This is a genomic window from Methylosoma difficile (genome assembly GCF_054657615.1).
In genome coordinates this window covers 43,588-66,826 of sequence record NZ_BAAHYJ010000006.1, presented here as the reverse complement: position 1 = coordinate 66,826, position 23,239 = coordinate 43,588, and the positions used below count along the sequence as shown (strand labels likewise).

Here is a 23,239-nt window from a genome sequence, read left to right as displayed (position 1 = left end):
TTAGGTGGGCGTTTTTGTTAGCTGTCGGGCCACTAGCTGCAATGGATGCACAAGTTTTACACCGTCTTGTTGCAGAAAAACCGCACAACCAAAATTGCTGCTGACGAGCCAATCGGCTTGGGCGGCGGTAATCGTTTGCTGTTTTAGCTCGCGTAAACGCTGGGCGTTTTCAGGATGGGTGAGCATATAGCTGCCGCCCGCACCGCAACACAGGGCATTATCGGCTAAAGCGATAATGTGCAGTTGTGGGATTTTTGCCAACAAATCGTAGATGTTTTGCTGGTTTTTTAAGCTATTGCGTTGGCTGCAAGGCTCATGCACAGCGACAGTTTCCGGCAACGGCTGCAAGTGCAAATCCTCAGGCCAATTCGCCAGTACAAAGGCGTTGATGTCCTGCAAACGTGTCTTAAAGGTTGCCGCTGCATCGTTATCTTCCTGTTGATACTCGCTTAACATCGCGCCACAGCCCGTTGCGGCATGGAGTACGGCATCGACATTCAGAGCATTGAATACGCTGATATTATTGGCAATTAATGGTGCAGCGGATTGCCCGTTATGCTGGTGAATCGCACCGCAACAGCCTTGTTCAGGCGGTACAAAAACGTCGTAGCCGATAGCGTCGAGCAACTTGATTGCCGCTTTCAAAGTTTCTTGGTCGAACTGTTCGGCGATACAACCTGTGAACAAGGCGACTTGCCCGCGCGTTGTACTGGAAGCAGAATATTGCCATGCTAAGCTGTTCAGATTGGGTTTCGTTAATAAGGCTTCGGCCTCAGCTAAATGTAACTTTTTTAACCAGCCCGTCCAGCGCAAAGGTTTTCGCAAACCCGATGCCAAATACAACGTCAGCAACGGCATTAAACGTTGCCGCCAACGTTTGTTAGCAATCAAACCAAAGGCCAATTTGCCCAGCCAATTCGGCGTGTTTGGCAATTGCGCTTGAGTTAGGTCAAATAATTCGCCATAAGCCATTTTGCTAGGGCAAACGGTTTCACAGGCGCGGCATTGCAGGCAATTGTCCAAATGTTCGCGCTCAACAGCGGAAATAGTTTGGTTTTCCAACAAGATTTTGCTGATGGTGCGGATGCGGTTGCGCGGAGTTTCTTCGGCGGTTTGGAAAAGTTTGAAAGTCGGGCAGACGTTGACGCATAACCCACAGCGCATACAATCGCTGGCTTCGGGGATATAAGGCCCGGCAGATGGTGTGGGTGTGCTACCGTTAAAATCCATGTCCATAAAATCAAACATATCAACCTTCCATCACTTGCACATAAGCGCGGCGCAACAATTCCATTTCAGCGGGCGGTCTGCCGCGCAATTCGGGTAAGGTTTTCAGCGAGCATTGGTGGCTTTGCAGCAATTGGTGCGGAGGGTCTAGCAACTTAAACCGCGCCATGTGGACGGTGATGATGCCACTGGGTGTGTCGATTTGCTCGCTAAAGCAGGGTTCGGCTTGGAGCAAGTCATTATCGAGTTGGAAATGCTGGTTGATGGCATTGACCAACACTGACGGATGCAGGCTGACTTTGCTGTTTTCAAAGGCTTCATGCTCTAAAGCACTGGACAGCAACGGCAAAGCGGTTGGAAAACACACGCTACCGTTGGCTTGCTGGGCAAACAGTACCAAGGCGCTGATGTCACCTTTGTAATAAAGCAGTAGGCGGTGGTTTTGGAATAGATTATCGGTAGTCATCTGGACTCTTGTTTCCAAAATTTAGCATCGTAGGATGGGCTGACGATAGGATGCTCATCAAACTAATTTTCAGTCAATCTTAAAATATCGGTCATGATTTTTGTGTAGGTGCGGATTTATCCGCACGGTGCGAATGAATTCGCACCTACAACCCGACAAAACAATGCTGACTGAGTGCTAGTCGGTTTAAGGATGGGCTTCCTGCCGTCAGCCCATCCTACATCGGAATTAAAATTGTGGTCGTTATAGGATGTGCCGACGACAGGAGGCGCATCAATCGCGTATAAACTCAATTACGACTGATCCCACAACGATTTGTAACTACTATCCAAACGCGACAAACGGGCATTGCATTCTTCCAATACCCGATAATCGGGAAAACGACGGCTATTACCCGCGCCATACCACGTATCCATCTCTGCTGTTAACCGCTGCTTATCAGCGGCGCAGTCGGCGATCTGTTGTTTCAACCAAGCCATGTTGTATATCGGCGTAAGTTCGGCAACGCGGTAACACACGCCTTCAGCAAAAATTCGCACCCCGCCACCTTGCGCGGCGATATGGTACAAAGCATTGGCATCGACCACTTCCACGCCTGCCAGATAATCAATGCCAAATTCATGCAATTGCGGCAACCACGGTACGGTCGGCCCCATCAACACGGTTTTGGCGTTGCTTGCCAATTCCGCCAATCTTGGAAAGGTTTTGTTGGGAATCGAGCTGGCGGTTAGGAATACCCAATCGGCTTTGGGCAATAGAAATTCGGCGGCGGCATCGGGCAAATCGCCGGGTTGGGGTTGCCGTTCTAATACCGTCAGTTGCATTTGGCTTTGATAACGCTCGATACCGGGATAATGCCCAATCACCACCACGTTTTTTCCTTGGATTTGCGGTAGGAAATGTTCGAAAACCGTCAGATTTGGGTGTTCAGGATGGCTAGGCAATAACACCGATTCGGGTAAGGCACGAGCATTTAGGCAACAATTGATCGCCGCCATCGCCACTGTGGCTTTGTAGGGCTCCCAATCGACAATCCACGCCGCCAAGTCGGTGATCGGTTTGCCTGTTAACGTACCAGACCACGCCAAAGTACGCGTGGCGATAGCCGGACTCATCGCCAAGCCCGTCGTGCCTTCTTGGTCGTCTTGGCAAAGCGTCCAAACCAAGCCAATTAAGATGCGGTCAGCTTGAGTTTGGCTACTACAGGAGTCGAGCAGGAGTTCGTAGAGGTGATTGGGGTTGGTCATAATTTATCCATCAAGCGTTAAAAAGGCCGTTTAGATTTTTAAAACCTGAAAAGTCCATGTTGGGTGACGATACCGATAGAAAACCAAGGTAGGGTGGGCAACGCTGTTCTGCCCACCGAGCGAACCCCATCGTTTGGGTAAATTGATGGGCTTTCCTTCGTTCAGCCCACCCTACAAAAACTTAAGCTGTCAGCTTCTGCTCACAACCATAGCCCACCACGTCCAACCAATCCGCAACATCGGCATCAACAATTTCCAAGCCGATTTTTTTGCAATAGCGGATTTCCTTATCGGTGGGGTTTTTAATCAACGCCCAGCCTTTGGGTTCGCCGCCATCGCGGATAATGTCCGCCATCACCATGCGCTCGGAATCACGGTTTAGTCGTAATCCTAAGAACAGGTATTGCTTGTCTTTGCGGTAATTTTTCAAAAATCCGGGAATCGCAAAACCACCCATCAGTTCAGTGATGTAATCGACATAATCGGCATCGGAGGCGACAAAATTGGCTTCCGGTTTTGGCGTACCCATCGGTTTAAACAACACAGGCAGGCGCGGATCAACTTGGTCTTGGGTGATTTCAAAATAATGGTTGCCATCAAAATGGTAAATCCGATAGCGGAATTGGCTGGCGGTGATGCGGGCGACACCGACGATTAAGGTATGTTCTTCATCGGCATAGCTGTCTTGCAATTGGGTGTCGCGGTTAACGTCAATCACATACGCGGGCTTCCAATTGGCTAGCCATTCGTGGATGGCGGCGCGTGTCCATTCGGTTTCGCCGTAGGTTTTAGTGAGGAATTGGCTAAGGAAATTACGGCCTCTTTTCAGCTCCAAGTTCATCGCCGCACGGGGGAATTCGTACATTAATTTCGGTGCCATCGGTTGCCCGTTGTTCATCGCCAAAATCAAGCTATCGCTCGTGGCAGGCATGGCTTGTCCGGTGGTTTTATTGCTGGCATCAAACAATACGCCAGCGCCAAGGTAGGGAACGATTTTGTTGTCGTAAAGACCGTCTAAGATTTGGGAAAACAGCGCGGATGTCATGGAAAACTCCTTGAAGGCTTAAATAGTAAGGCTTTAAGCAAGAAGTAATCCAAGTTTTTTAATAAATTATCTGTTTGATTTGTATGGGATTTAAAGGAAGGTGTTTTGTTGGTTTTATGACAATTTGCTTTTCATCTGTTGTAAACGGTGGGCAGAAAAGCGTTGCCCACCCTACCTGACTAATTTGGTGCGCTCCATTTTGCAAGTGGATTAGGCCATGTGATTGGCTCAACTGATTCAATCACAATACGTTCACAAGTAAACGAGACTTCATGTGGTAGCGCAGTCCTTCCCCAATCCACGGCGAACAATTCCTTTTTTAGATTTTCGGAATATTCCTTCGTAATACCAAGACCTATTATGGGGTTTTGATAATTAAAACCATCTAGCCCAAAACGACCAAAACTTTCAAAACGAATCGTCACAATAGTTTCCCGATATGGTGGGGATTCAGCTCCATATCGCCAGTCAAAAACATAAAAGCTTGCAGTTAAGCTTTCAGGAATACGCTTACTCCATGCGTCTGTTTCAATAATTTCAAGATGGTTACCACGCTCAAAAGTTAGTTTCAGCACCTCTGCATCATGAAAGCTTGGCCAATCAGTAAATCGGTCAATTAGCAATTGGTTCCGCTCGATCATGGAAACAATTTCCGATGCAGTATTTTTAGGAATTGGGCGATGTTGCCAAGAAATATCGTTCATTGTTATCAAGTAGAGGGATTTGTAGGTCGTTAATATAGAAAAAATACTTTGTTTTACTTAACTCAACGTTTCGAATGCAGTTACTAGAGTTCGAGGCAGTTAATGCAAGAACATGCTTACACAACGAATGTGATTGCAGCCAGCCTTTTAAATCCATCTTCCTTTTATCAGACATCATTCCACGACAATATTTTAGGATTGATTGCTACATATATCGGTATAAAACATAGATCAACCTATAACCCCACTGTCAGCAAGCCTACAAGCCCCCAACCCCGAATGTCTGAAATCCAACCAGCATTCCTCGCAAAACTCTCAAAATAACCATTAAAAATCAATTAATTAAGTCGTTTTTTTGAATTGGCACGCTGGTTGCTTTAAGCATAACGTCATCAACCACAACATCCTACTAGGAGAAGATCATGGCAAGATTACGTCAATGTGCAATTTACGGTAAAGGCGGTATCGGTAAATCGACTACCACACAAAACTTGGTTTCTGCTTTGGCAGAATTAGGCAACAAAGTAATGATCGTCGGCTGCGACCCTAAAGCTGATTCTACCCGTTTGATCTTACATGCAAAAGCACAAACTACCATCATGAGCTTGGCTGCGGAAGCAGGCAGCGTGGAAGATTTGGAATTGGAAGACGTGTTGAAAGTCGGTTACGGCGGCATCAAATGCGTTGAATCCGGCGGCCCAGAGCCAGGCGTTGGCTGTGCAGGTCGTGGTGTTATCACGGCGATTAACTTCCTTGAAGAAGAAGGGGCTTACGACGATGAATTGGATTTCGTTTTTTATGATGTTCTTGGGGATGTTGTGTGTGGTGGTTTCGCCATGCCAATCCGTGAAAACAAGGCGCAAGAAATTTACATCGTTGTTTCCGGCGAAATGATGGCGATGTATGCCGCCAATAACATTGCTAAAGGTATTGTGAAATACGCTAACTCTGGCAGCGTGCGTTTGGCTGGTTTGATTTGTAACTCACGTAACACTGCCCGTGAAGATGAACTGATCTCTGCCTTGGCTGCGAAAATCGGCACAACTATGATCCATTTCATCCCACGCGACAACGTGGTTCAACGCGCTGAAATCCGCCGTATGACCGTTATCGAATACGATCCAACCGCTAAACAAGCTGATGAATATCGTCAGTTGGCTCTTAAAATCCGCGATAACACTAACTTCATCATTCCTGCGCCTATCACTATGGATGAGTTGGAAGAATTGATGATGGAATTCGGTATTTTGGAACAAGAAGACGAGTCTGTAGTGGGTAAAACTGCTGCGGCGGAAGCGGTAGCTTAATAATCGTTGCACTGTAGAGACGTTGCAGTGTACAGACGTTGCAGTGCAACGTCTCTACCAAGAATAACCGCAAGGATTTAGGCAATGTAGAGACGTTGCACTGTACAGACGTTGCACTGCAACGTCTCTACCGCTAAATATCTTTGCGGCCTCCTTTCCTCAAACCATGTCGATGGAAGATTATCCATGACATCCGTAGGAGAACACACATGGCAGCTTTAACCAGAGAAGAGACCGAAGCGTTGATTCAGGAAGTTCTGGAAATTTATCCCGAACAGGCCAAGAAAGACCGCGCCAAACATTTGGCAGTCAACGACCAATCGCTCGAAAAATCCAACAAATGTATTACTTCAAACCGCAAATCTTTGCCTGGCGTGATGACCATCCGTGGTTGCGCTTACGCCGGTTCAAAAGGTGTGGTCTGGGGCCCGATCAAGGACATGATCCATATAAGCCACGGCCCAGTTGGCTGCGGTCAATATTCCCGCGCTGGTCGCCGTAACTATTACGTTGGTACAACTGGCGTAAACACTTTCGGTACCATGAACTTCACTTCTGATTTCACCGAAAAGGACATCGTATTCGGCGGCGACAAAAAGCTGGCGAAAATCATTACTGAGATTGAGGGTCTGTTCCCGCTGCACAAAGGCATCAGCATCCAATCAGAATGTCCGATTGGTCTGATTGGTGACGATATTGAAGCGGTTGCCAAAAAAGGTAACAAAGAAATCGGCAAACCCGTTGTGCCTGTCCGTTGCGAAGGCTTCCGTGGTGTATCGCAATCCTTAGGCCATCACATTGCTAACGATGCTATACGTGACTGGGTGTTAGGTAACCGTGACGGTGATGACAGCTTCCCAACCACACCTTATGACGTTGCCGTTATCGGCGACTACAACATCGGCGGTGATGCGTGGGCTTCCCGTACTTTGTTGGAAGAAATGGGTTTGCGCGTGGTCGCCCAATGGTCTGGTGACGGTACGTTGGCTGAAATTGAAAACACGCCAAAAGTGAAGCTGAATCTGATCCATTGCTACCGTTCGATGAACTACATCGCAAGGCACATGGAAGAAAAGTACAAAATTCCTTGGATTGAGTACAACTTCTTCGGCCCTACCAAAATCGCTGAAAGCTTACGCCGTATTGCTTCCCACTTTGATGATGTCATCAAAGAAGGTGCAGAACGCGTTATCAAGAAATATGAAGCGGAATACGAAGCGGTTATCGCTAAATACAAACCTCGTTTGGAAGGCAAACGCGTGATGTTGTACATCGGTGGCTTGCGTCCTCGCCATGTGATCGGTGCGTATGAAGATTTAGGCATGGAAGTCGTCGGTACAGGTTACGAATTCGGTCACAACGACGATTACGACCGTACTATCAAAGAAATGGGCAATGCCACGTTGTTGTATGACGATGTCACTGGCTACGAGTTTGAAGAGTTCGTTAAACGCGTCCAACCTGACTTGATCGGTTCTGGTATCAAAGAGAAATACATTTTCCAAAAAATGGGCGTTCCATTCCGGCAAATGCACTCTTGGGATTATTCAGGCCCTTATCATGGCTATGACGGTTTTGCCATCTTCGCCCGCGATATGGACATGACGATTAACAACCCTTGCTGGAAACAAGTGAAAGCACCTTGGAAAAAAGATGCGAGTAGCGAAGCGGTGAAAGTCGCAGCGTAAGTTTTGTGTAGGGTGGGCAGTGCTGTTCTGCCCACCAATACGATTGCCACACGGTGGGCAAAAAAGCCTGCCCACCCTACTTCAACACGTCGTCCACAGATTAGTGGCGCGTAGGAGATTACCATGAGCCAACAAGTCGATAACATCCAACCCAGCTATCCTTTATTCAGAACGGACGAATACAAAGAAAACCTGGCTAACAAACGCAACGCTTATGAAGAACGTCATGAGCAAGAAAAAATTGATGAAGTGTTCCAATGGACCACGACTAAAGAATACCAAGAGCTGAACTTCAACCGTGAAGCCTTGACTGTTAACCCAGCTAAAGCTTGCCAACCACTCGGCGCTGTTTTGTGTGCCTTGGGTTTTGAAAAAACCATGCCTTACGTCCATGGATCACAAGGTTGTGTCGCTTACTTCCGTACCTACTTCAACCGTCATTTCAAAGAGCCTATCGCTTGCGTATCGGATTCTATGACAGAAGATGCGGCGGTTTTCGGTGGACAGAAAAACATGTTTGCGGGCTTGGAAAATGCCAAAGCCTTGTATCAACCGGACATCATCGCGGTTTCCACCACTTGTATGGCAGAAGTTATCGGTGACGACTTGAACGCGTTCATTAACAACGCCAAAAAAGCCGGACATATCGAGCAAGAATTCCCAACTCCATTCGCGCATACCCCAAGTTTCGTTGGTAGCCATACTACAGGTTGGGACAACATGTTCGAAGGCATGGCGAAGTATTTCACGCTCAACCACATGGAAGATAAAGCCGTTGGCAGCAACGGCAAAATCAACCTCGTGCCAGGCTTTGAAACTTACTTGGGCAATTTCCGCGTTATGCACCGCATGATGAAGGAAATGGGTGTGGATTATTCCTTGTTGAGCGATCCGTCTGAAGTGTTGGATACGCCAGCTGATGGTACCTTCCGCATGTACGCAGGCGGCACTACCCAAGCTGAAGTCAAAGACGCGCCAAATGCGATTGATACCATCTTGTTGCAACCTTGGCAGTTGGAAAAAACTAAAAAGTTCGTGCAAAACATCTGGCATCAACCTGCCACTGCCATCAACATTCCGATGGGCTTGGAATGGACTGATGAGTTTTTGATGACCATTTCCAAACTGACTGGCAAAGAAATCCCCACCTCCTTGGAATTGGAACGCGGACGTTTGGTGGACATGATTACCGACTCGCACGCTTGGCTACATGGCAAAAAGTTTGCGTTGTACGGTGATGCCGATTTCGTCATGGGTATGACCAAATTCTTGCTGGAATTGGGTGCAGAACCTTCTGATGTCTTGTGCAACCACGCCAACAAACGTTGGTTGAAAGCGATGGAAAAAATCTGCGCGGAATCACCTTATGGCAAAAACACCCAAATCCACGTTGGCAAAGACTTGTGGCATTTCCGCTCCTTGATGTTCACCAACAAACCGGACTTCATGATCGGCAACTCCTACGGCAAATTCATCCAACGCGATACCTTTTACAAAGGCGAAAAGGATGAAGTGCCACTGATCCGCATCGGTTTCCCAATTTTCGACCGCCACCATTTGCACCGCATGACCACCTTAGGCTATGAAGGCGCAATCTACATGCTGACCACCCTGGTCAATGCCGTATTGGAGCAGTTGGATAAAGAAACCAAAGGCATGGGTACAACGGATTATAACTACGATTTAATTCGTTAACGAAATACTCCTTCTCCCTTAGGGAGAAGGTTGGGATGAGGGAAATAAAATAGCTTTGGCCTTTTCCCCTCACCCAACCCTCTCCCGCTGGAGAGGGCTTTTTGTATTTCAAACCATCAACGGAGAACCCAAATGCCTAGCGTCATGTTGAAAAAAAACCCGGAAGGCAAGTTGGTCTTCTACGTTCCGAAAAAAGACTTGGAAGAAGTCGCGGAATCCGTCGAATTTGATGCCGCTGACAAATGGGGCGGCGAAGTCCTACTGGCAGATGGCTCAAAATATTACTTTGAACCGATTCCCATGCCCGACTTCCCCATTACCTTACGCGCAAAACGCTTAGATTCAGGAGAAGACTAATGGCCCTTTATATTGTTGAAGCAGACTGCATTTCTTGTGGCGACTGCGAACCTGTTTGCCCCACCCAATCCATCACCGAAGGCGCAATCGTCTTTAAAATCGACAAACGCACCTGTACCGAATGCGAAGGTGATTTTGACGTGCCGCAATGCGTCAAGGTTTGCCCGATTGACAACTGCATCTTACCGTTAGAGGCATAAGGCCATGAGCCAGAACGCGCTCTCACGGGAACTGGCCTTACGCATCGCCTTAGCCGCCCGCGCCTTGCCCAACACCGACACTAAGCAATTGCTTGCCGTATTGTCGGATTGTGTAGACGCGCCGATGACGGAAAGCAAAATCGCCACCATCAGCCTGACTGACTTTCAAGTGGCTGATGGCGGTGTTTTTGCCCAAGTTGATAGCCAAGTGTTGCAACAGGCTTTAAACATCCTTAGCAATACTGCACCCGACAAAATCCTGCCCAGCGCGCAAGCGTACCAAGACGGCGATTTGCCCAATTCGGTACGTATTGCTTGTGCAAGCGATGATGCTATCCACGTCAACGGTCATTTCGGCAACTGCGCTTGGTTTATGGTTTACCAAGTCAATGCCGATGAAGCCCGATTGATCGACATTCGCACTGCTGAAATTCCTGGTGGTTTGGTGGTGGATGACAAAAACGTCTTCCGCGCCGAACAGTTACAAGATTGCAAAGTGGTGTATGTCGCCTCAGTGGGTGGCCCGGCGGCGGCGAAAATCGTCCGACTCGGCATCCATCCGATGCGCTTGGAAGCTATCGCTAGCTTGGCGGATGTTATCGCGCAATTGCAAACCGTGATGGCAGGTTCACCGCCGCCGTGGTTGGCAAAAGCGATGGGGATTGAAGCGAGCGAACGGTTTAAGTTTGAGCAGGAAGCGGTTGGATAATTGGTTTTGTAGGTGCGAATTTATTCGCATTTTTTCAAATCGAGTGCGACTCGTGCGAATAAATTCGCACCTACACTTTACCTTCGTCCACATCCTATATCGGCTATCTACCCTATAAAAAAGGAATTCAAATGATAACCAACGAACAACTCCAAACCATCGCCCAAACCCTACAAACCCTAGGCGTATGTGACGAGACTGTCTCCACGCTCAGGCAAACCCATCAACCCATCCATTTCACTTATTGCATGGATGATGATTTGCCCAACCACACGCCCGTGCTGGCACAGGAAGCATTTAACCTGTATCTGATCGACGGACGTGAGCATTGCCTGTGCCTGACTTCCGATTTAGAAACCGCAACGGGTGTTGTCGTTGCCGAAATTATCCCTGAGTAAACGGAACTGCCCATGTCAGGTCAAGAAAGCCCAGTTACCCTGCCTGTTGCCGATTGCAGCCTATGTCCATTTCGCGGCAAAACCTTGCTGATGGGACGTTGTATGCCTGGCGATACGTGTATAACGGCCGAAAGCGGGCGGCAAATTGACCGTTTCTTGCGGATCAACCCCGCTTATGCCGAACATTATCTGCATGACCCGTTCTGGGAGCGGCGGGCAATTGCCGTGCGTTACGCGCCGCAAAAAGCCTTGCTGGAAATGGTCAATGACGAAGACGAAGTGGTGCGCCGAGCAGTGGCATACCGTTTGCCGCCTACGCAACTCAACGCCCTTATCAACGACGCTGACCGCGAAGTGCGCATGACGGTTGCCGACCGCATCCCCACCGAACAATTAGAACAACTGGCGGACGACAGTGACTACATCGTGCGGCTCACTGTCGCCCGTCGCTTACCGCAAGGCCGTTTGTTCCGGTTGATCCGTGACCGCGACGTGGAAGTGCGGAAAGTAGTTGCCGAACGTTTGCCGGAAGTCAGCCTGGCGTTGATGGCGCACGATGAAGCGCCCGAAGTGCGGCGCATTATCGCCGAGCGTATCGATTCGGAAGATGCGGTGGCCTTGTTAAACGACCCCGATTGGGTGGTGCGCTACACCGCCGTGCAACGTGTCCCCGCCGATGCCTTGCGTGATTTGCCTGATGACCCTGAACCCGACGTGCAAGCGGCAGTGCAGGCACGTCTTGCCAGCCAATCCCCAACATCGGAACTGAAATGACGGCGGCACCTTTTATTCAACATTTCGCCCCTGCGTCACCGCTGGACGGCCCGCAACTGGCGAAACTGTGTAAAACCACCTTGCCAGCGGCGGGCGATGAAGCCTTGCTGGCAAAAATCCAAGCCCTAATTCCAGATTGCCCCGTGCGTTTGGCGCGCACAGGCAGTGAATGGTATCGCTTAGGTGGCATCGTCGATATGCACGGCAACCGTATCGCCAGCGATTTGGTGGAATGGTCTGAACGCACTTACATCGAATGCGGTAAAGATTTACAAACTTTAATCGACCACACCCGTGAGCAACAACTGATCGCCACGCGGCAAACGGGCAACACCTTATATTTTGTCATCCAAATCGGCTGTCATGCCGAAGACTTCATCCAAGTGGACATCGACAAAATTCGTGAAGTCTCCGACCGCTTGCTGGTCAGCCCCAGTCAGCCGCCCGACGATTTGGAAGAGTTTATCGACCCGCTGACCCCTGAATACGTTGACGCATTTGCCATTGGCTCGGCGCGTTATGCCTATCGACGCAAAACCGATGTGGCAGTGTTTATGGCGGAACTGAACAGCCACCATCCTGAACGCCATCCTGTACAACGTTTTATGGATGATTGGAACCGCAGCAGCGCAGGCCAACAAACCGCGTTAAGTGAAGATTGGATTGTCCGCCCGTTCCGCCACACCGGACGTTTTGGTGAACAGCAAATCAACGTCGAACTGATTAATACCCAAGCCAAAAACCTACCGCAATTGGATGATGTGCAAGGCAAAAAAGGCTTGCCGCTACATAACTTGTTGACGCGGTTTGACCGCCAAGCCGGTTATCCGATGGCGTGGTTTTTTTACCTGCTTAAAGGCAAAGGCGTCACACCGAATTGCGGCGTTGCCGTTTATAAGGATTTAAGCGGCGATTTTTCGTATTTGCCGGAGCGCGATGCCACCGTTTTGAAGGAGTGGATCGCCTCGCCATATAGCATTTAAGTAGGGTGGGCAGGCTTTTTTGCCCACCATCAAAATTCGAACAAGGTGGGCAAAAAAAGCCTGCCCACCCTACAGTAAATTTTTCACCAACCGCTTTTGGTTAACCCAAAGCAACACTATATAAAGGAGCAACATCATGGCTATCGCCCAAATCAAAGCCTTTTCCGAACAGGCAAAAACCGACCCAGAATTGAAAGAAAAACTGTTGGCGGTACAAAAGATCAGGGAATTAATCGCCCTAGGCAAAGATTACGGTTTCGAATTGGATGAAGTGGAATTGTATCCACCCAACGAACCGCAATTTGTTGAAGAGCAATTGTCCGAGCGTATGGCAAAGGCCTTGTTGCGGGTTTAAAAAGGTCTTGATAACCCATTTTAAGCACAACGCCGTTAGGGCGGGAGTCCAAAACTTGTTTTGGACTCCAAATGCCTGTTTTAGTCATTGTTAGTTTAACGACAAAGTGTCTGTAAAAATAGTTAATAAATTCAAATAAATAAGTAGTGGCATACGATTTGCCTTAAGTTTATAAACCCTCGCTAAAGGATCAACGCCATGAAAACCACCAAAGACATTGCCGCTTTGCTCGACGAACCTGCTTGCGAGCATAACAAAAAGGAAAAATCCGGTTGCGCTAAACCTAAACCCGGTTCGGCGGCGGGTGGTTGCGCGTTTGATGGCGCGCAGATTGCCTTATTACCGATAGCCGATGTCGCCCATATCGTTCACGGCCCTATCGCTTGTGCGGGCAGTTCGTGGGATAACCGAGGCACACGCTCATCCGGCGCGGATTTATACCGCATCGGCATGACCACAGATTTGACCGAGCAAGATATTGTCATGGGCCGTGCCGAAAAACGCCTGTTCCATGCCATCAAACAAGCCATCGACACCTACGCACCGCCCGCCGTGTTTGTTTATAACACCTGTGTTCCGGCGTTGATTGGCGATGACATCAACGCCGTCTGCAAATCCGCCGAAGCACATTGGGGTGTTCCGGTTGTGCCGATTGATTGTGCCGGATTTTATGGCACGAAAAACTTGGGCAATCGCATTGCTGGCGATGCGATGGTCAACCATGTCATCGGTAAACGCGATCCTGATCCTCTGCCCGAAAACAGCCCCATCAAAATCCATGACGTGAACTTAGTCGGTGAATACAACATCGCAGGCGAATTCTGGCATGTCTTGCCGTTGCTAGATGAGCTGGGTTTACGAGTGTTATGCACTTTATCCGGCGATGCCCGTTTCCGCGAAGTGCAGACCATGCACAAAGCTGAAGTGAATATGATGGTGTGTTCGAAAGCGATGGTGAATGTCGCCCGTAAATTACAGCAAAAATACAAAACCCCGTGGTTTGAAGGCAGTTTTTACGGCATCACCGACACCAGTTTGGCTTTGCGCGATTTCGCCAAAGCCTTGAATGATGACGATTTGACTGCCCGTACCGAAGCCTTAATTGCCCGCGAAGAAACCCGCATCCGCGCCGCTTTGGAACCGTGGAAAGCGCGACTGAAAGGCAAACGCGTGTTGTTGTTCACAGGCGGGGTAAAAAGCTGGTCGGTGATTTCTGCGTTGCAGGATTTAGGTATGGTGGTGGTCGCCACAGGAACGAACAAATCCACCGAGGAAGACAAAGCCCGTATCCGCGAGCTGATGGGCGAAGACACGCTGATGATTAACGACGGCAGCCCAAAAGCCTTATTAAAAGTCGTCCACGATTATAAGGCCGATATTTTGATCGCCGGAGGCCGCAATATGTACACGGCTTTGAAAGCGAAAATTCCCTTTTTAGACATCAACCAAGAGCGCGAATTTGGTTATGAAGGTTATCAGGGGATGCTGGAATTGGTCAGACAATTGGCTTTGACGATTGAAAGCCCGGTTTGGGAGGCGGTGCGTGCGCCTGCGCCTTGGACGCTTAAAAAAGCGGCGTGATTTTATATGCTGACCTCTTCCGTTCATCCTTCGACAAGCTCAGGATGAACGGAAAAATCCGTGGGCAAAGGCTTAAAAAAACGGACTGTCAATTTGATAGTCGCCAGCCCTGTGCAAACGCCCTGAAAAATCAGGCAATCAGTAAAACACCCTGAACGACCGTTGTATTTGTTCAAATTCGAACAAATACGGTTTGGCGATTTCATGGTTGGCTGCAATCACCAGCAAATCGTGCGAGAACACCGAGGTGTTGTACCAATTGAAGCTGCCTTCCAAGACGATGTAGTCGTCAATCACGCAATATTTGGAATGGATGGGCGAATACGGCACGGGGTGGTCATCTTGTCCGTACACCAAACCCACCACGACACCGGCGGATTTTAGCCGTTGCACGGCGGGCAACAGCGGGCGTTGCAATTCTTCGTGCATGGGTCTTGCCACGCCAATTTTGCCTTCCCTTGCCAAATGCCCATTAAACAGGATATGCACATACACACCTCGGTTTTTGGCTTGGATCAGCGCGTTGACGACGCTGTCGTGGTGGTCGCCGAGCAAATCGCCAATCAAAAACAGCGACAGTTTAATGGCATGGCGGGCGCGGTGGATTTCCGCCAAGATGGCGTGGTGCGGGCGGTAGATACTGCCGTTGCTGATGGTGTGGCGTCCAAAGGTGTACAGCAGGTTGAAGGGGCTGAACGGGTCGATGCCGTATTTTTGGATAACTCCGCCGCGTTGGCTTTGGAAAATGTTGTCGAGCAAGCGGCATACGCCTTTGGAATGGAAGGTCATACCCGATTCCCAATTCGCCCACCAACGGTCGAAGGTAATATTGAACGAACCTAAAATGCAATCTTCGTCATTGAAGATGACAAATTTGGTGTGCATATCCGGTTCCACTTCAATGAGATGGTGTTTGGGGGTGCAAAATACGCCAATCAGTTCGACGCGTGCGCGTTTGAGGCGCGCGTAGTTTTGGCTGTTGGTAAGCGTGGTTTTGCGCCAATCGACAACGCATTGTACCAAGACGTTGTGCTGGCTGGCGTGGATCAGGTGGCTGGTAAAGTCGGTGTCGTCGATGCAATCTACGCTGACTTTAATGGTGCAAAGCCGGTTGGGGTTTTCCCGTTTGCTGCGGATGACGTTGTCGATTTGGTCATGGAGGTAACGTTTGGGATGGTACGGATGATTGACCATACCTTTGGTGAATTTGGGCGTGAGCTGCAAGGTATCAAAATGGTGTTTGTACCAGTCGGCATCGCTTTGCAGTTCGGCGGCGTTCAGCTCGTGGGCGCGGTAATGGTTGGTTGTTGCCCATTCGTGGCTGATGGCGTGGTGTTGTGGTTGTCCATCATGCAGTTGCGCGTGTTCCATGAAAATGTATTCATGTTCGGACGGGATGGAATGTTCGCCAAGATGGATCAGAAAGGAAAACTTAACACAGTGTGCAGGGCCTAGGGTATTGGATTGGGGCAGCAGGTAAAAGTCGCGCGTGTAACGTTTGTGGTAATTCCATTGCGCGTTGCTGGCGTCGGTATCAACAATGTAGGTTTCGCAGATGGCGTTGGGGCGGTAGACGCGAAGAATGACTTTAAGGTTGGCTTGCATGCCATGAAAGACGTCGAACTCGATTTTGCCCCAGCGGATGTCAAAAACATCGCCAAAATCGTTGATCCTTTGGAAATAGCCGCCCAGATTGGCGTGGACAGGCTTGGCGAATTGTTCGGCGAACATTCAGAACCTCCTTTTAATTTTTTAACTTGGCACCGTCTTCGGTTGGCTTGACTGGGGTGACATCCTTGTCGGTTTCTGGGGTGTCCATGCCGGTGTCGGGTTTCTGCAGAATTTGTGTTGTGTTTACTTCGGTTCGAAAGTCATTAAATAACCACAATGGTCAGAGACGCGCCCGTAATCGCTGTCAGTAAACAGCGACTTGGCTGCGACAGCCTTTAAATCACTGGATTTGTTAATGAACATGTAATCAATGCGGTAATCATGGCTCTGGTAGTTTTGCCAGTAGGGGTCTTTTTGGCGGAAGTTTTGTTCTGCCAAAATGTCGGGATTGGCGGCGAGGTATTGGTCTTCGTAATCGCTAGATTCCAGAACCAATTGGTAGCCTTTTGATCCGACTGCCACGTTAAAATCGCCACATAGCAAGGTTGCTTGCGTGTCGGGTTCTTGTTTGGTTTTTGCCCATTCGCGTAAACGCTTGTATTGATTGGCAAAGCCGTCTTCCCACCAACTCAGGTGTGCGCAGAAGACGTTGATCGGTCCCAAATAGGGGATGATGATTTCAGCCATCAATGCTTTGCGCGAGTGGATGCTGTAAGGGTCTTGGCTATCGGATACGTACAGGGCTCTGGTTTGGCTAAGCGGGTAGCGGCTTAAAATTGCCAAGCCTTCGCGGTAGCGGTCAAAACCTAAGTGCGACCAGTCGGTGTAAAGGTGGAACGGTTCTGGCAAGCGGTCATTGATGATTCGGGCGGCGTTGGATTGCCAATCACCCATGCCGTTGTTCCAAAGTTCTGCCACTTCCTGGAAACAAACGATGTCAACTTGGTGGTCGCTGATGGCTTGGGCGATGAGCGAGAACTTATGGTCTTGGTCTTCTTCTTGGTAGCAGTGCAAGTTGAGGGTCAGCATTTGCAGTTGTTTTCTGGAAATGCTGTAGTTGTTACCGGCATTGTTGTCCCAGACAATTTGTTCTTCGCTTATGCAACAAATGCTGTATTCAACGCGGAAGGCATAGCCGACTTTCAGCCAAGTTTTCCAGATTTGTACGCCATTTTGGTTGGGGTTTCTGGCGTTGCTTGCATATTGTTTATCCCAATATTGGCGCTGGAAATGGCAATGCGTGGTTTTGGAGTGCCGCCAATTGTCGCTGCTCCAATGGATGCTGACCTGTTGTGCAGCCAAGTCGCCGGCAACTGCCACCGTTACGGGAATGTACTTTTGGTTTTCGGTAAAAGATTCGCTGAAATGGACGTTTTGCAAAACTACATGTTCGTTCAGGATGACGCCGCAATCAGCTTGGCTTTTATAGTTTTTTCCGTGGTTATTGTCCCAGTAGATAGCGCCTTTACTTTGGAAGCATAAGCTAAATTCAATGTTGCCCGGCAGGGATTGTTCGGCAGTCGCGCGGATGGTGGCGGTGGCTAGCCAATATTCGCGGTTACCGTCCAATTTGCTATGAAACTTTGCAGGCATGGCATGCCATTCCTGATCTTCGCCCGCCCAAATGACATCCACTTGTTTGTCGTAATGGAGGTTTTCAACAACCATAAAAAAGTTCAACACTTGTTCAGGCCGGTGTTTTTTACGGCTAATCATGTTTTCTGAATAGAGCAGTCGAATTTTATCCATTGAGTTCCCCGTCATCGAGTCGTTTAGATGCCCATAAATTACTTATATTGTAATGTTTCCTCACCCGATTGGGTGGTTAATTTGCCGGATTGGTAGTCTTTAAAGTCAATATTTGGAAAGATGTTGTCCATAATTTCCAAGGCACACAGATAGCGTTCGTTAATGCGGTTTTTGCGGATGCAATCGTGCAAATAATTGAAGCGGGCGATGTGGTCGTTCACGCGTTTTTTGGCGTATTCCACGGTGGTGCCGGATTTCATAATAAAGGGCCAATCGGAAGCTTGTGCCAAGAGTACGGAACGTGCTGCTTGGTTAAGGGCGCGGATTTGTAATGGGTTGAGCGATAAGCCTTGTAAATCTGCCGCCAATTTTTCCAGTTCCGCCTCGGCGTTGTGCAACAGTGGGTAAATCCAAGCATTACTGTCGTTTAGCCAATAGCTGAAATAGCCTTGGTCGCCCCAGGTGGACACTGATGGCGTGGCTTGCTGGTGCTTGGGTATGGCTTGCATGTAGTCGCTGCAACTGGCGGTCTGGATGCTGCTGTCCGGTTGGTCGGCAAGCCTTAACACCGCTTCCAGCCATTGTGGGCCTTCAAACCACCAATGCCCGAACAATTCGGCATCGTAAGGTGAGACGACAATGGGCTTTCTGTCCATGTTGACGGCTAGGCGGTCAATTTGCTGTTGGCGTTTACCGATAAAATCTTGCGCGTGTTGCTGTACTTTGGCCTGTGCCAATTTCGGTTGGTAAACTTCTTTGGCTTGCTCGCCGCCGGTGACGCGGTGGTATTTGATGCCAGTATTGCAGCGGATATGCCCGTCGAGGATGTAGGGGGCAATGTAGTCAAGGTCGAGATCGAAACCGATGTCTTTGTAGTATTCGCGGTAGTCAAAATCGCCTGGATAGCCTTCGTGCGAACTCCACACTTGCCGCGACGATTCCGGATCGCGCCCAAAAGCCGCCACGCCGTTGCCGCAATCCAGCGGCGCATAAACGCCATTGAAAGGTGTGGGGTTGGCATCGGTAATGCCGTGGCTATCCACAAAAAAATATCGGACGCCAAAATCCGCCAAGTGTTGTTCAAGGCCAGGATAGTACGCACATTCCGGCAACCAAAAACCGTTTGGGGCAAAACCTAGGTTTTCGGTAAAGGTGTCAATGCCGATTTTAATCTGGTTGCGGACGGCAGTGGCGCTGACGTTGAGCAAGGGTAAAAAACCATGGGTTGCCGCGCAGGTTATCAATTCCAAATGTCCGCTGGCGTGGAATTTTTTAAAGGCTTGCAGAATGTCGCCTTGATATTCGGTTTGATAAACCGCCAAGGTGTCCTGATAAAAACGCCGGTACAGCCTGGCCAGTTTGTTGATGTCGGGTTGCTGGCGGGCGCGTTCAATTTCTTTGCTGGCGAGATCCAAGTGCTGCGCCAAATAGCGCAGATACCGCTGTTGCAGCAAATCATCACGCAACATCGTGATGAGCGTGGGTGATAAGGACAAGGTCAGCCGGTAGTTGACTTGGTCTTTTTCCAAACGTGTCAGCGCACGGATCAGCGGAATGTAGCATTCGGTAATGGCTTCAAACAGCCAGTTTTCTTCAAAAAAACTATCGTATTCAGGATGCCGCACATAGGGTAGGTGGGCATGCAGGACAATGGCTAGAAATCCTTTTTTCATGAATGTTTGTGCAGGTTTTGACCAGAGGCAGATTTGCCGGAATAAACAGGTTGGGTTTTAAAGATGTTGTCGGGCTGCCGGAACAAACTTTGGTGCGGTTTGGCTTGGGCGGCTGTTGGCATCATGATGGTTTGCAGCGCTTGGCTTTCTAGCAGCGGCGCGAAGTGACCGGTGTTTTCATAACCCAAAGCTAATTGATATTGGGTTACGCCAGCTTGCGGATGAATGCTGATGGTTTGTTGGCCTTGGTGGCTGACAGGAATTTCCAACGGACTGGCTTTAATGTTGTTGCTAAGCCGGAGCTTTAAGTTTTCTTCTTCGGGTGGGGTAAAGCCAAAATGCTCGCTACCCACTTGCCAGTAGGCATATAAATTGTTGGGGTCAAGCGGCAGCAGCACCAAGTGATGGCTGTCGTCAGCCACTTGTGGGGTAAAGCTATGGGTGATGTCGGTGCTGATAGACAATATTTCTGCAGGGGCTAAATAGTGCAGGGTGCTGCTGTCTGCCATTTCGCTTTGCAGACTCGGTGCGTAATCGCGGCTAATCGTGTTGCTGATGGCGAGCAGGTCTTGCTGGCTGAGTGCGTTGGCATCAGCAGCGGGTAATGCTTGAAAGTCCCGGCTAATTTCCTGACTAATTTCGAAAATATCAGAGGGGGAAAGATCGAGATCTGAAAAACTGTTGGAATACAAAAACGCCATCTTCAGCCTTATTTCTAGTCAGTATAATTATCTGGAGTTTCCTCAAACATCCGTGATAGGGGCGCAGCCTAATCCTTCTGCATATAAAGCTGATTTATATCGTATTTTTATTAAAGAAAAGGGCGGAAAAGAGCTTATTTCTACAAATCTTACCAAAATATGAACTCTAAACCTTGTCTTGTATGATTGCAAGACATTTAACGCCCGTCCACGCCGCTCTTCCGAAGCCTGAAAATAGCTTGCAGATAAGAAAAGCCAAGGTGTAACCTTTGTCCTGATAGGGTAATAGAACTATAACAGACCCTATTGAAAATAATTCGCCTTCAAGTTGCCTATCCTTGATGATTTGCTTGGGTAAACAACAAAAATGGGATCGGGGCAGCTTTCTTTTTTGTTGTTTACCCTGTTTTCGAATTATACTCCGCGTTCAAATTTTAACTTTTCCCTTTAACCTTACTGACGAGAAAAACTATGTCTACTTTTCCGATTGATCTTGGCGCTTACCAACGTATTTCGCTAGACGCTAGCGTTCCTACGTTGACTGCAGAGCAAAAAGCCGCCCTGCAAGCCAATATCCAATTATGCCGCGATGCGATCGTATTCTTTACTTCTACAGGCGCTGCGCGTGGCGTGGGCGGCCATACTGGCGGCCCATTCGACACTGTGCCAGAAGTCATGATTATGGACGCGTTGTTCCGTGGCTCTGACAAATATGTACCGACTTTCTTCGACGAAGCTGGTCACCGTGTAGCTACCCAATACTTGATGTCAGTATTGAACGGCGACATGCCAGCAGAAAAATTGACCCAATACCGCGCCGCGCATTCGCATTTGCCAGGCCATCCAGAATTGGGCTTCACCCCAGGCGTTAAATTTAGCTCAGGCCGTTTAGGTCACATGTGGCCTTATGTTAACGGTGTGGCGATTGCCAACCCAGAAAAAGTCTTGTTCTGCTTAGGTTCAGACGGTTCACAACAAGAAGGCGACGATGCCGAAGCAGCGCGTTTAGCAGTTGCCCAAGGCTTGAACGTTAAATTGATTATCGACGACAACGACGTCACTATCGCAGGTCACCCATCTAGCTACTTGAAAGGCTGCTCAACTGCAAAAACGTTGGCTGGTCAAGGCGTTACCGTATTGGAAGGCGACGGCGAAGATTTGGACAGCTTGTATGCCAACATCTGCACAGCCATCAACACCCCAGGCCCAGTAGCGGTTATCAACCACCGTAAAATGTGCCCAGGCATCGTTGGTTTGGAAGGCTCAACCCACGGTCATGACGTTATCTCTGTCAAAGTCGCGTTGGAATACTTAGAAAATCGCGGTCACACCGCTGCTGTTGAATTCTTGAAAGGCGTTGTAGCACCAAAAATGACTGACACCTTCTTAGGTTCAGACAACGCTAAATGGGATGCCAACCGTAACGTCTTCGGCGATGCTGTTGTAGCAGCTATGAGCACCCTGACAGAAGCAGAACGCATCGAAAAAGTCCGCGTTATCGACTCCGACTTGGAAGGCTCATGTGGTTTGCACAAAATCCATGCTGCGTACCCAGAATCATTCATCTCTTCTGGTATCATGGAGCGCGGTAACTTCTCCGCTGCTGCTGGTTTTGGTATGGAAGCAGGCAAACAAGGTATCTTCGGTACTTTCGCAGCCTTCTTAGAAATGTTGATGTCAGAAATCACCATGGCGCGTTTGAACAACTCCAACGTATTAAGCCATTTCTCACATTCTGGTATCGACGACATGGCAGACAACACTTGCCATTTCGGTCTGAACAACTTCTTTGCCGACAATGGCTTGGACGATGCTTACGCAACTGGCTTGTACTTCCCAGCGGATCCAAACCAAATGCGCGCCGTGGTTAAAACGATTTTCTTCCAACCAGGCTTACGTTTCGTGTTCTCAACCCGTTCTAAAACCCCAATCATTTTAAATGACAAAGGCGAAGAATACTTCGGCGGCGATTACACCTTCGTACCAGGTAAAGACGAAGTCATCCGCGAAGGTACAGCGGGTTACGTTATCGCTTTCGGCGAAACCTTATACCGCGCCTTAGACGCAGTAGAACGTTTGAAAGCAGAAGGCATTGACGTTGGCTTAATCAACAAACCAACCTTAACCGCCATCGACGAAGACATGCTGCAAAAAGTTGGTTCATCACCCATGGTATTGGTAGTTGAATCCTTCAACCGCAAAACCGGTTTGGGTAGCCGTTACGGTTCATGGTTGCTAGAACGCGGCCTGACACCTAAGTTTGGCTTTATCGCCACACACAAAGAAGGCTGCGGCGGATTGTGGGAACAATTCCCACACCAAGGCATTGATCCAAATGGCATCATGGCAAAAGTTAAGGCAATGCTTGCATAAGCAACAACCTAGCTTGCAGTAACAAAAAAGGGTACAGTGATGTACCCTTTTTTTATGGCTAGGATTTTTGGAGATAACCAACATGCAAGATATTCATCTCACTCTGAATGACCCACAGCTAGAACAATCCCTATTGCGCTTGGCAACACAACAGCAGCAAAACTTACCGGAATTTGTCCTTGGCATCCTATCCCGTTATGTCACTGAAACCGAACAAGCAGAAACCTTAAGCATCCAAAAACTCGACCCATTCCAGCATTCACAAGCCCCAACCGAGAAATTCCGGCCACCAGAAAATAGTGCCGACTTAGTGTTTGCAGATATAGACGATAGCCTTAACTTTGCCAAACAGCTAAGGCAACAAGCTTGGCAACGCCATCAATAAATAAAGCCAAC

22 protein-coding genes are annotated in these 23,239 nt (G+C 48.8%); 13 read left to right on the top strand and 9 right to left on the bottom strand.

The window, feature by feature from the left end; translation table 11 throughout:
• The 5 genes from ACYQ1O_RS15200 to ACYQ1O_RS15180 form a co-directional block, all read right to left on the bottom strand.
• Positions 1–1,248 carry a (Fe-S)-binding protein gene (locus tag ACYQ1O_RS15200; RefSeq protein ID WP_459992961.1) on the bottom strand — a complete coding sequence of 416 codons (1,248 nt, stop codon included), beginning with the start codon at positions 1,246–1,248 and terminating at the stop codon, positions 1–3.
• 1 nt (position 1,249) lies between these two features.
• Complete coding sequence (locus ACYQ1O_RS15195; protein WP_459992960.1) at positions 1,250–1,693, bottom strand: hypothetical protein; 444 nt, start codon at positions 1,691–1,693, stop codon at positions 1,250–1,252.
• Positions 1,694–1,986: 293 nt separating this feature from the next.
• Complete coding sequence (locus ACYQ1O_RS15190) at positions 1,987–2,940, bottom strand: Rossmann-like domain-containing protein (protein WP_459992958.1); 954 nt, start codon at positions 2,938–2,940, stop codon at positions 1,987–1,989.
• A 181-nt stretch (positions 2,941–3,121) separates the two neighbouring features.
• Complete coding sequence (locus tag ACYQ1O_RS15185; RefSeq protein WP_459992955.1) at positions 3,122–3,985, bottom strand: SIR2 family protein; 864 nt, start codon at positions 3,983–3,985, stop codon at positions 3,122–3,124.
• A 179-nt stretch (positions 3,986–4,164) separates the two neighbouring features.
• Positions 4,165–4,689, bottom strand: a complete 525-nt coding sequence (locus ACYQ1O_RS15180; RefSeq protein ID WP_459992953.1) for a hypothetical protein — start codon at positions 4,687–4,689, stop codon at positions 4,165–4,167.
• Positions 4,690–5,111: 422 nt separating this feature from the next.
• Between ACYQ1O_RS15180 and nifH the strand changes: the two genes are divergently transcribed.
• The 11 genes from nifH (at position 5,112) to nifE (ending at position 14,736) form a co-directional block, all read left to right on the top strand.
• Complete coding sequence (nifH, locus tag ACYQ1O_RS15175) at positions 5,112–5,996, top strand: nitrogenase iron protein (RefSeq protein ID WP_459992952.1); 885 nt, start codon at positions 5,112–5,114, stop codon at positions 5,994–5,996.
• Between the two features lie 209 nt (positions 5,997–6,205).
• Complete coding sequence (nifD, locus tag ACYQ1O_RS15170) at positions 6,206–7,684, top strand: nitrogenase molybdenum-iron protein alpha chain (RefSeq protein WP_459992950.1); 1,479 nt, start codon at positions 6,206–6,208, stop codon at positions 7,682–7,684.
• Positions 7,685–7,807: 123 nt separating this feature from the next.
• A complete protein-coding gene (nifK, locus tag ACYQ1O_RS15165) occupies positions 7,808–9,379 on the top strand; it encodes a nitrogenase molybdenum-iron protein subunit beta (RefSeq protein ID WP_459992947.1) in 1,572 nt (523 codons plus the stop codon).
• 144 nt (positions 9,380–9,523) lie between these two features.
• A complete protein-coding gene (gene nifT / locus ACYQ1O_RS15160) occupies positions 9,524–9,736 on the top strand; it encodes a putative nitrogen fixation protein NifT (protein ID WP_459992945.1) in 213 nt (70 codons plus the stop codon).
• Positions 9,736–9,936, top strand: a complete 201-nt coding sequence (locus ACYQ1O_RS15155; RefSeq protein ID WP_088617649.1) for a 4Fe-4S binding protein — start codon at positions 9,736–9,738, stop codon at positions 9,934–9,936. The genes nifT and ACYQ1O_RS15155 overlap by 1 nt, the downstream gene beginning before the upstream one ends.
• 4 nt (positions 9,937–9,940) lie before the next feature.
• A complete protein-coding gene (locus ACYQ1O_RS15150; protein WP_459992942.1) occupies positions 9,941–10,645 on the top strand; it encodes a NifB/NifX family molybdenum-iron cluster-binding protein in 705 nt (234 codons plus the stop codon).
• Between the two features lie 131 nt (positions 10,646–10,776).
• Complete coding sequence (locus ACYQ1O_RS15145; RefSeq protein WP_459992941.1) at positions 10,777–11,043, top strand: DUF6129 family protein; 267 nt, start codon at positions 10,777–10,779, stop codon at positions 11,041–11,043.
• Between the two features lie 12 nt (positions 11,044–11,055).
• Positions 11,056–11,817 carry a 4Fe4S-binding leucine-rich repeat protein gene (locus tag ACYQ1O_RS15140; protein WP_459992940.1) on the top strand — a complete coding sequence of 254 codons (762 nt, stop codon included), beginning with the start codon at positions 11,056–11,058 and terminating at the stop codon, positions 11,815–11,817.
• Positions 11,814–12,800, top strand: a complete 987-nt coding sequence (locus ACYQ1O_RS15135; RefSeq protein ID WP_459992938.1) for a hypothetical protein — start codon at positions 11,814–11,816, stop codon at positions 12,798–12,800. The genes ACYQ1O_RS15140 and ACYQ1O_RS15135 overlap by 4 nt, the downstream gene beginning before the upstream one ends.
• A 136-nt stretch (positions 12,801–12,936) precedes the next feature.
• Complete coding sequence (locus ACYQ1O_RS15130) at positions 12,937–13,155, top strand: Nif11-like leader peptide family natural product precursor (protein WP_459992936.1); 219 nt, start codon at positions 12,937–12,939, stop codon at positions 13,153–13,155.
• Between the two features lie 198 nt (positions 13,156–13,353).
• Positions 13,354–14,736 carry a nitrogenase iron-molybdenum cofactor biosynthesis protein NifE gene (gene nifE / locus ACYQ1O_RS15125; protein WP_459992933.1) on the top strand — a complete coding sequence of 461 codons (1,383 nt, stop codon included), beginning with the start codon at positions 13,354–13,356 and terminating at the stop codon, positions 14,734–14,736.
• Between the two features lie 138 nt (positions 14,737–14,874).
• Here the strand turns inward: nifE and ACYQ1O_RS15120 are convergent, their stop codons facing one another.
• The 4 genes from ACYQ1O_RS15120 to ACYQ1O_RS15105 all read right to left on the bottom strand — a co-directional run bounded on the left by ACYQ1O_RS15120 (position 14,875) and on the right by ACYQ1O_RS15105 (position 20,470).
• Positions 14,875–16,467, bottom strand: a complete 1,593-nt coding sequence (locus tag ACYQ1O_RS15120; RefSeq protein WP_459992930.1) for a phospholipase D-like domain-containing protein — start codon at positions 16,465–16,467, stop codon at positions 14,875–14,877.
• A gap of 123 nt (positions 16,468–16,590) precedes the next feature.
• Positions 16,591–18,096 carry an endonuclease/exonuclease/phosphatase family protein gene (locus tag ACYQ1O_RS15115; RefSeq protein WP_459992929.1) on the bottom strand — a complete coding sequence of 502 codons (1,506 nt, stop codon included), beginning with the start codon at positions 18,094–18,096 and terminating at the stop codon, positions 16,591–16,593.
• Positions 18,097–18,134: 38 nt separating this feature from the next.
• Entirely contained in the window at positions 18,135–19,769 is a 1,635-nt protein-coding gene (locus tag ACYQ1O_RS15110; RefSeq protein ID WP_459992927.1) for a glycoside hydrolase family 57 protein, read from the bottom strand.
• Positions 19,766–20,470 carry a DUF4912 domain-containing protein gene (locus tag ACYQ1O_RS15105; protein WP_459992925.1) on the bottom strand — a complete coding sequence of 235 codons (705 nt, stop codon included), beginning with the start codon at positions 20,468–20,470 and terminating at the stop codon, positions 19,766–19,768. The genes ACYQ1O_RS15110 and ACYQ1O_RS15105 overlap by 4 nt, the downstream gene beginning before the upstream one ends.
• A 471-nt stretch (positions 20,471–20,941) precedes the next feature.
• On the opposite strand from ACYQ1O_RS15105, the gene ACYQ1O_RS15100 reads away from it, so the two are divergent.
• A complete protein-coding gene (locus ACYQ1O_RS15100) occupies positions 20,942–22,843 on the top strand; it encodes a transketolase C-terminal domain-containing protein (protein ID WP_459992923.1) in 1,902 nt (633 codons plus the stop codon).
• Positions 22,844–22,925: 82 nt separating this feature from the next.
• Complete coding sequence (locus tag ACYQ1O_RS15095) at positions 22,926–23,228, top strand: hypothetical protein (protein WP_459992921.1); 303 nt, start codon at positions 22,926–22,928, stop codon at positions 23,226–23,228.
• Positions 23,229–23,239: the final 11 nt, after the last annotated feature.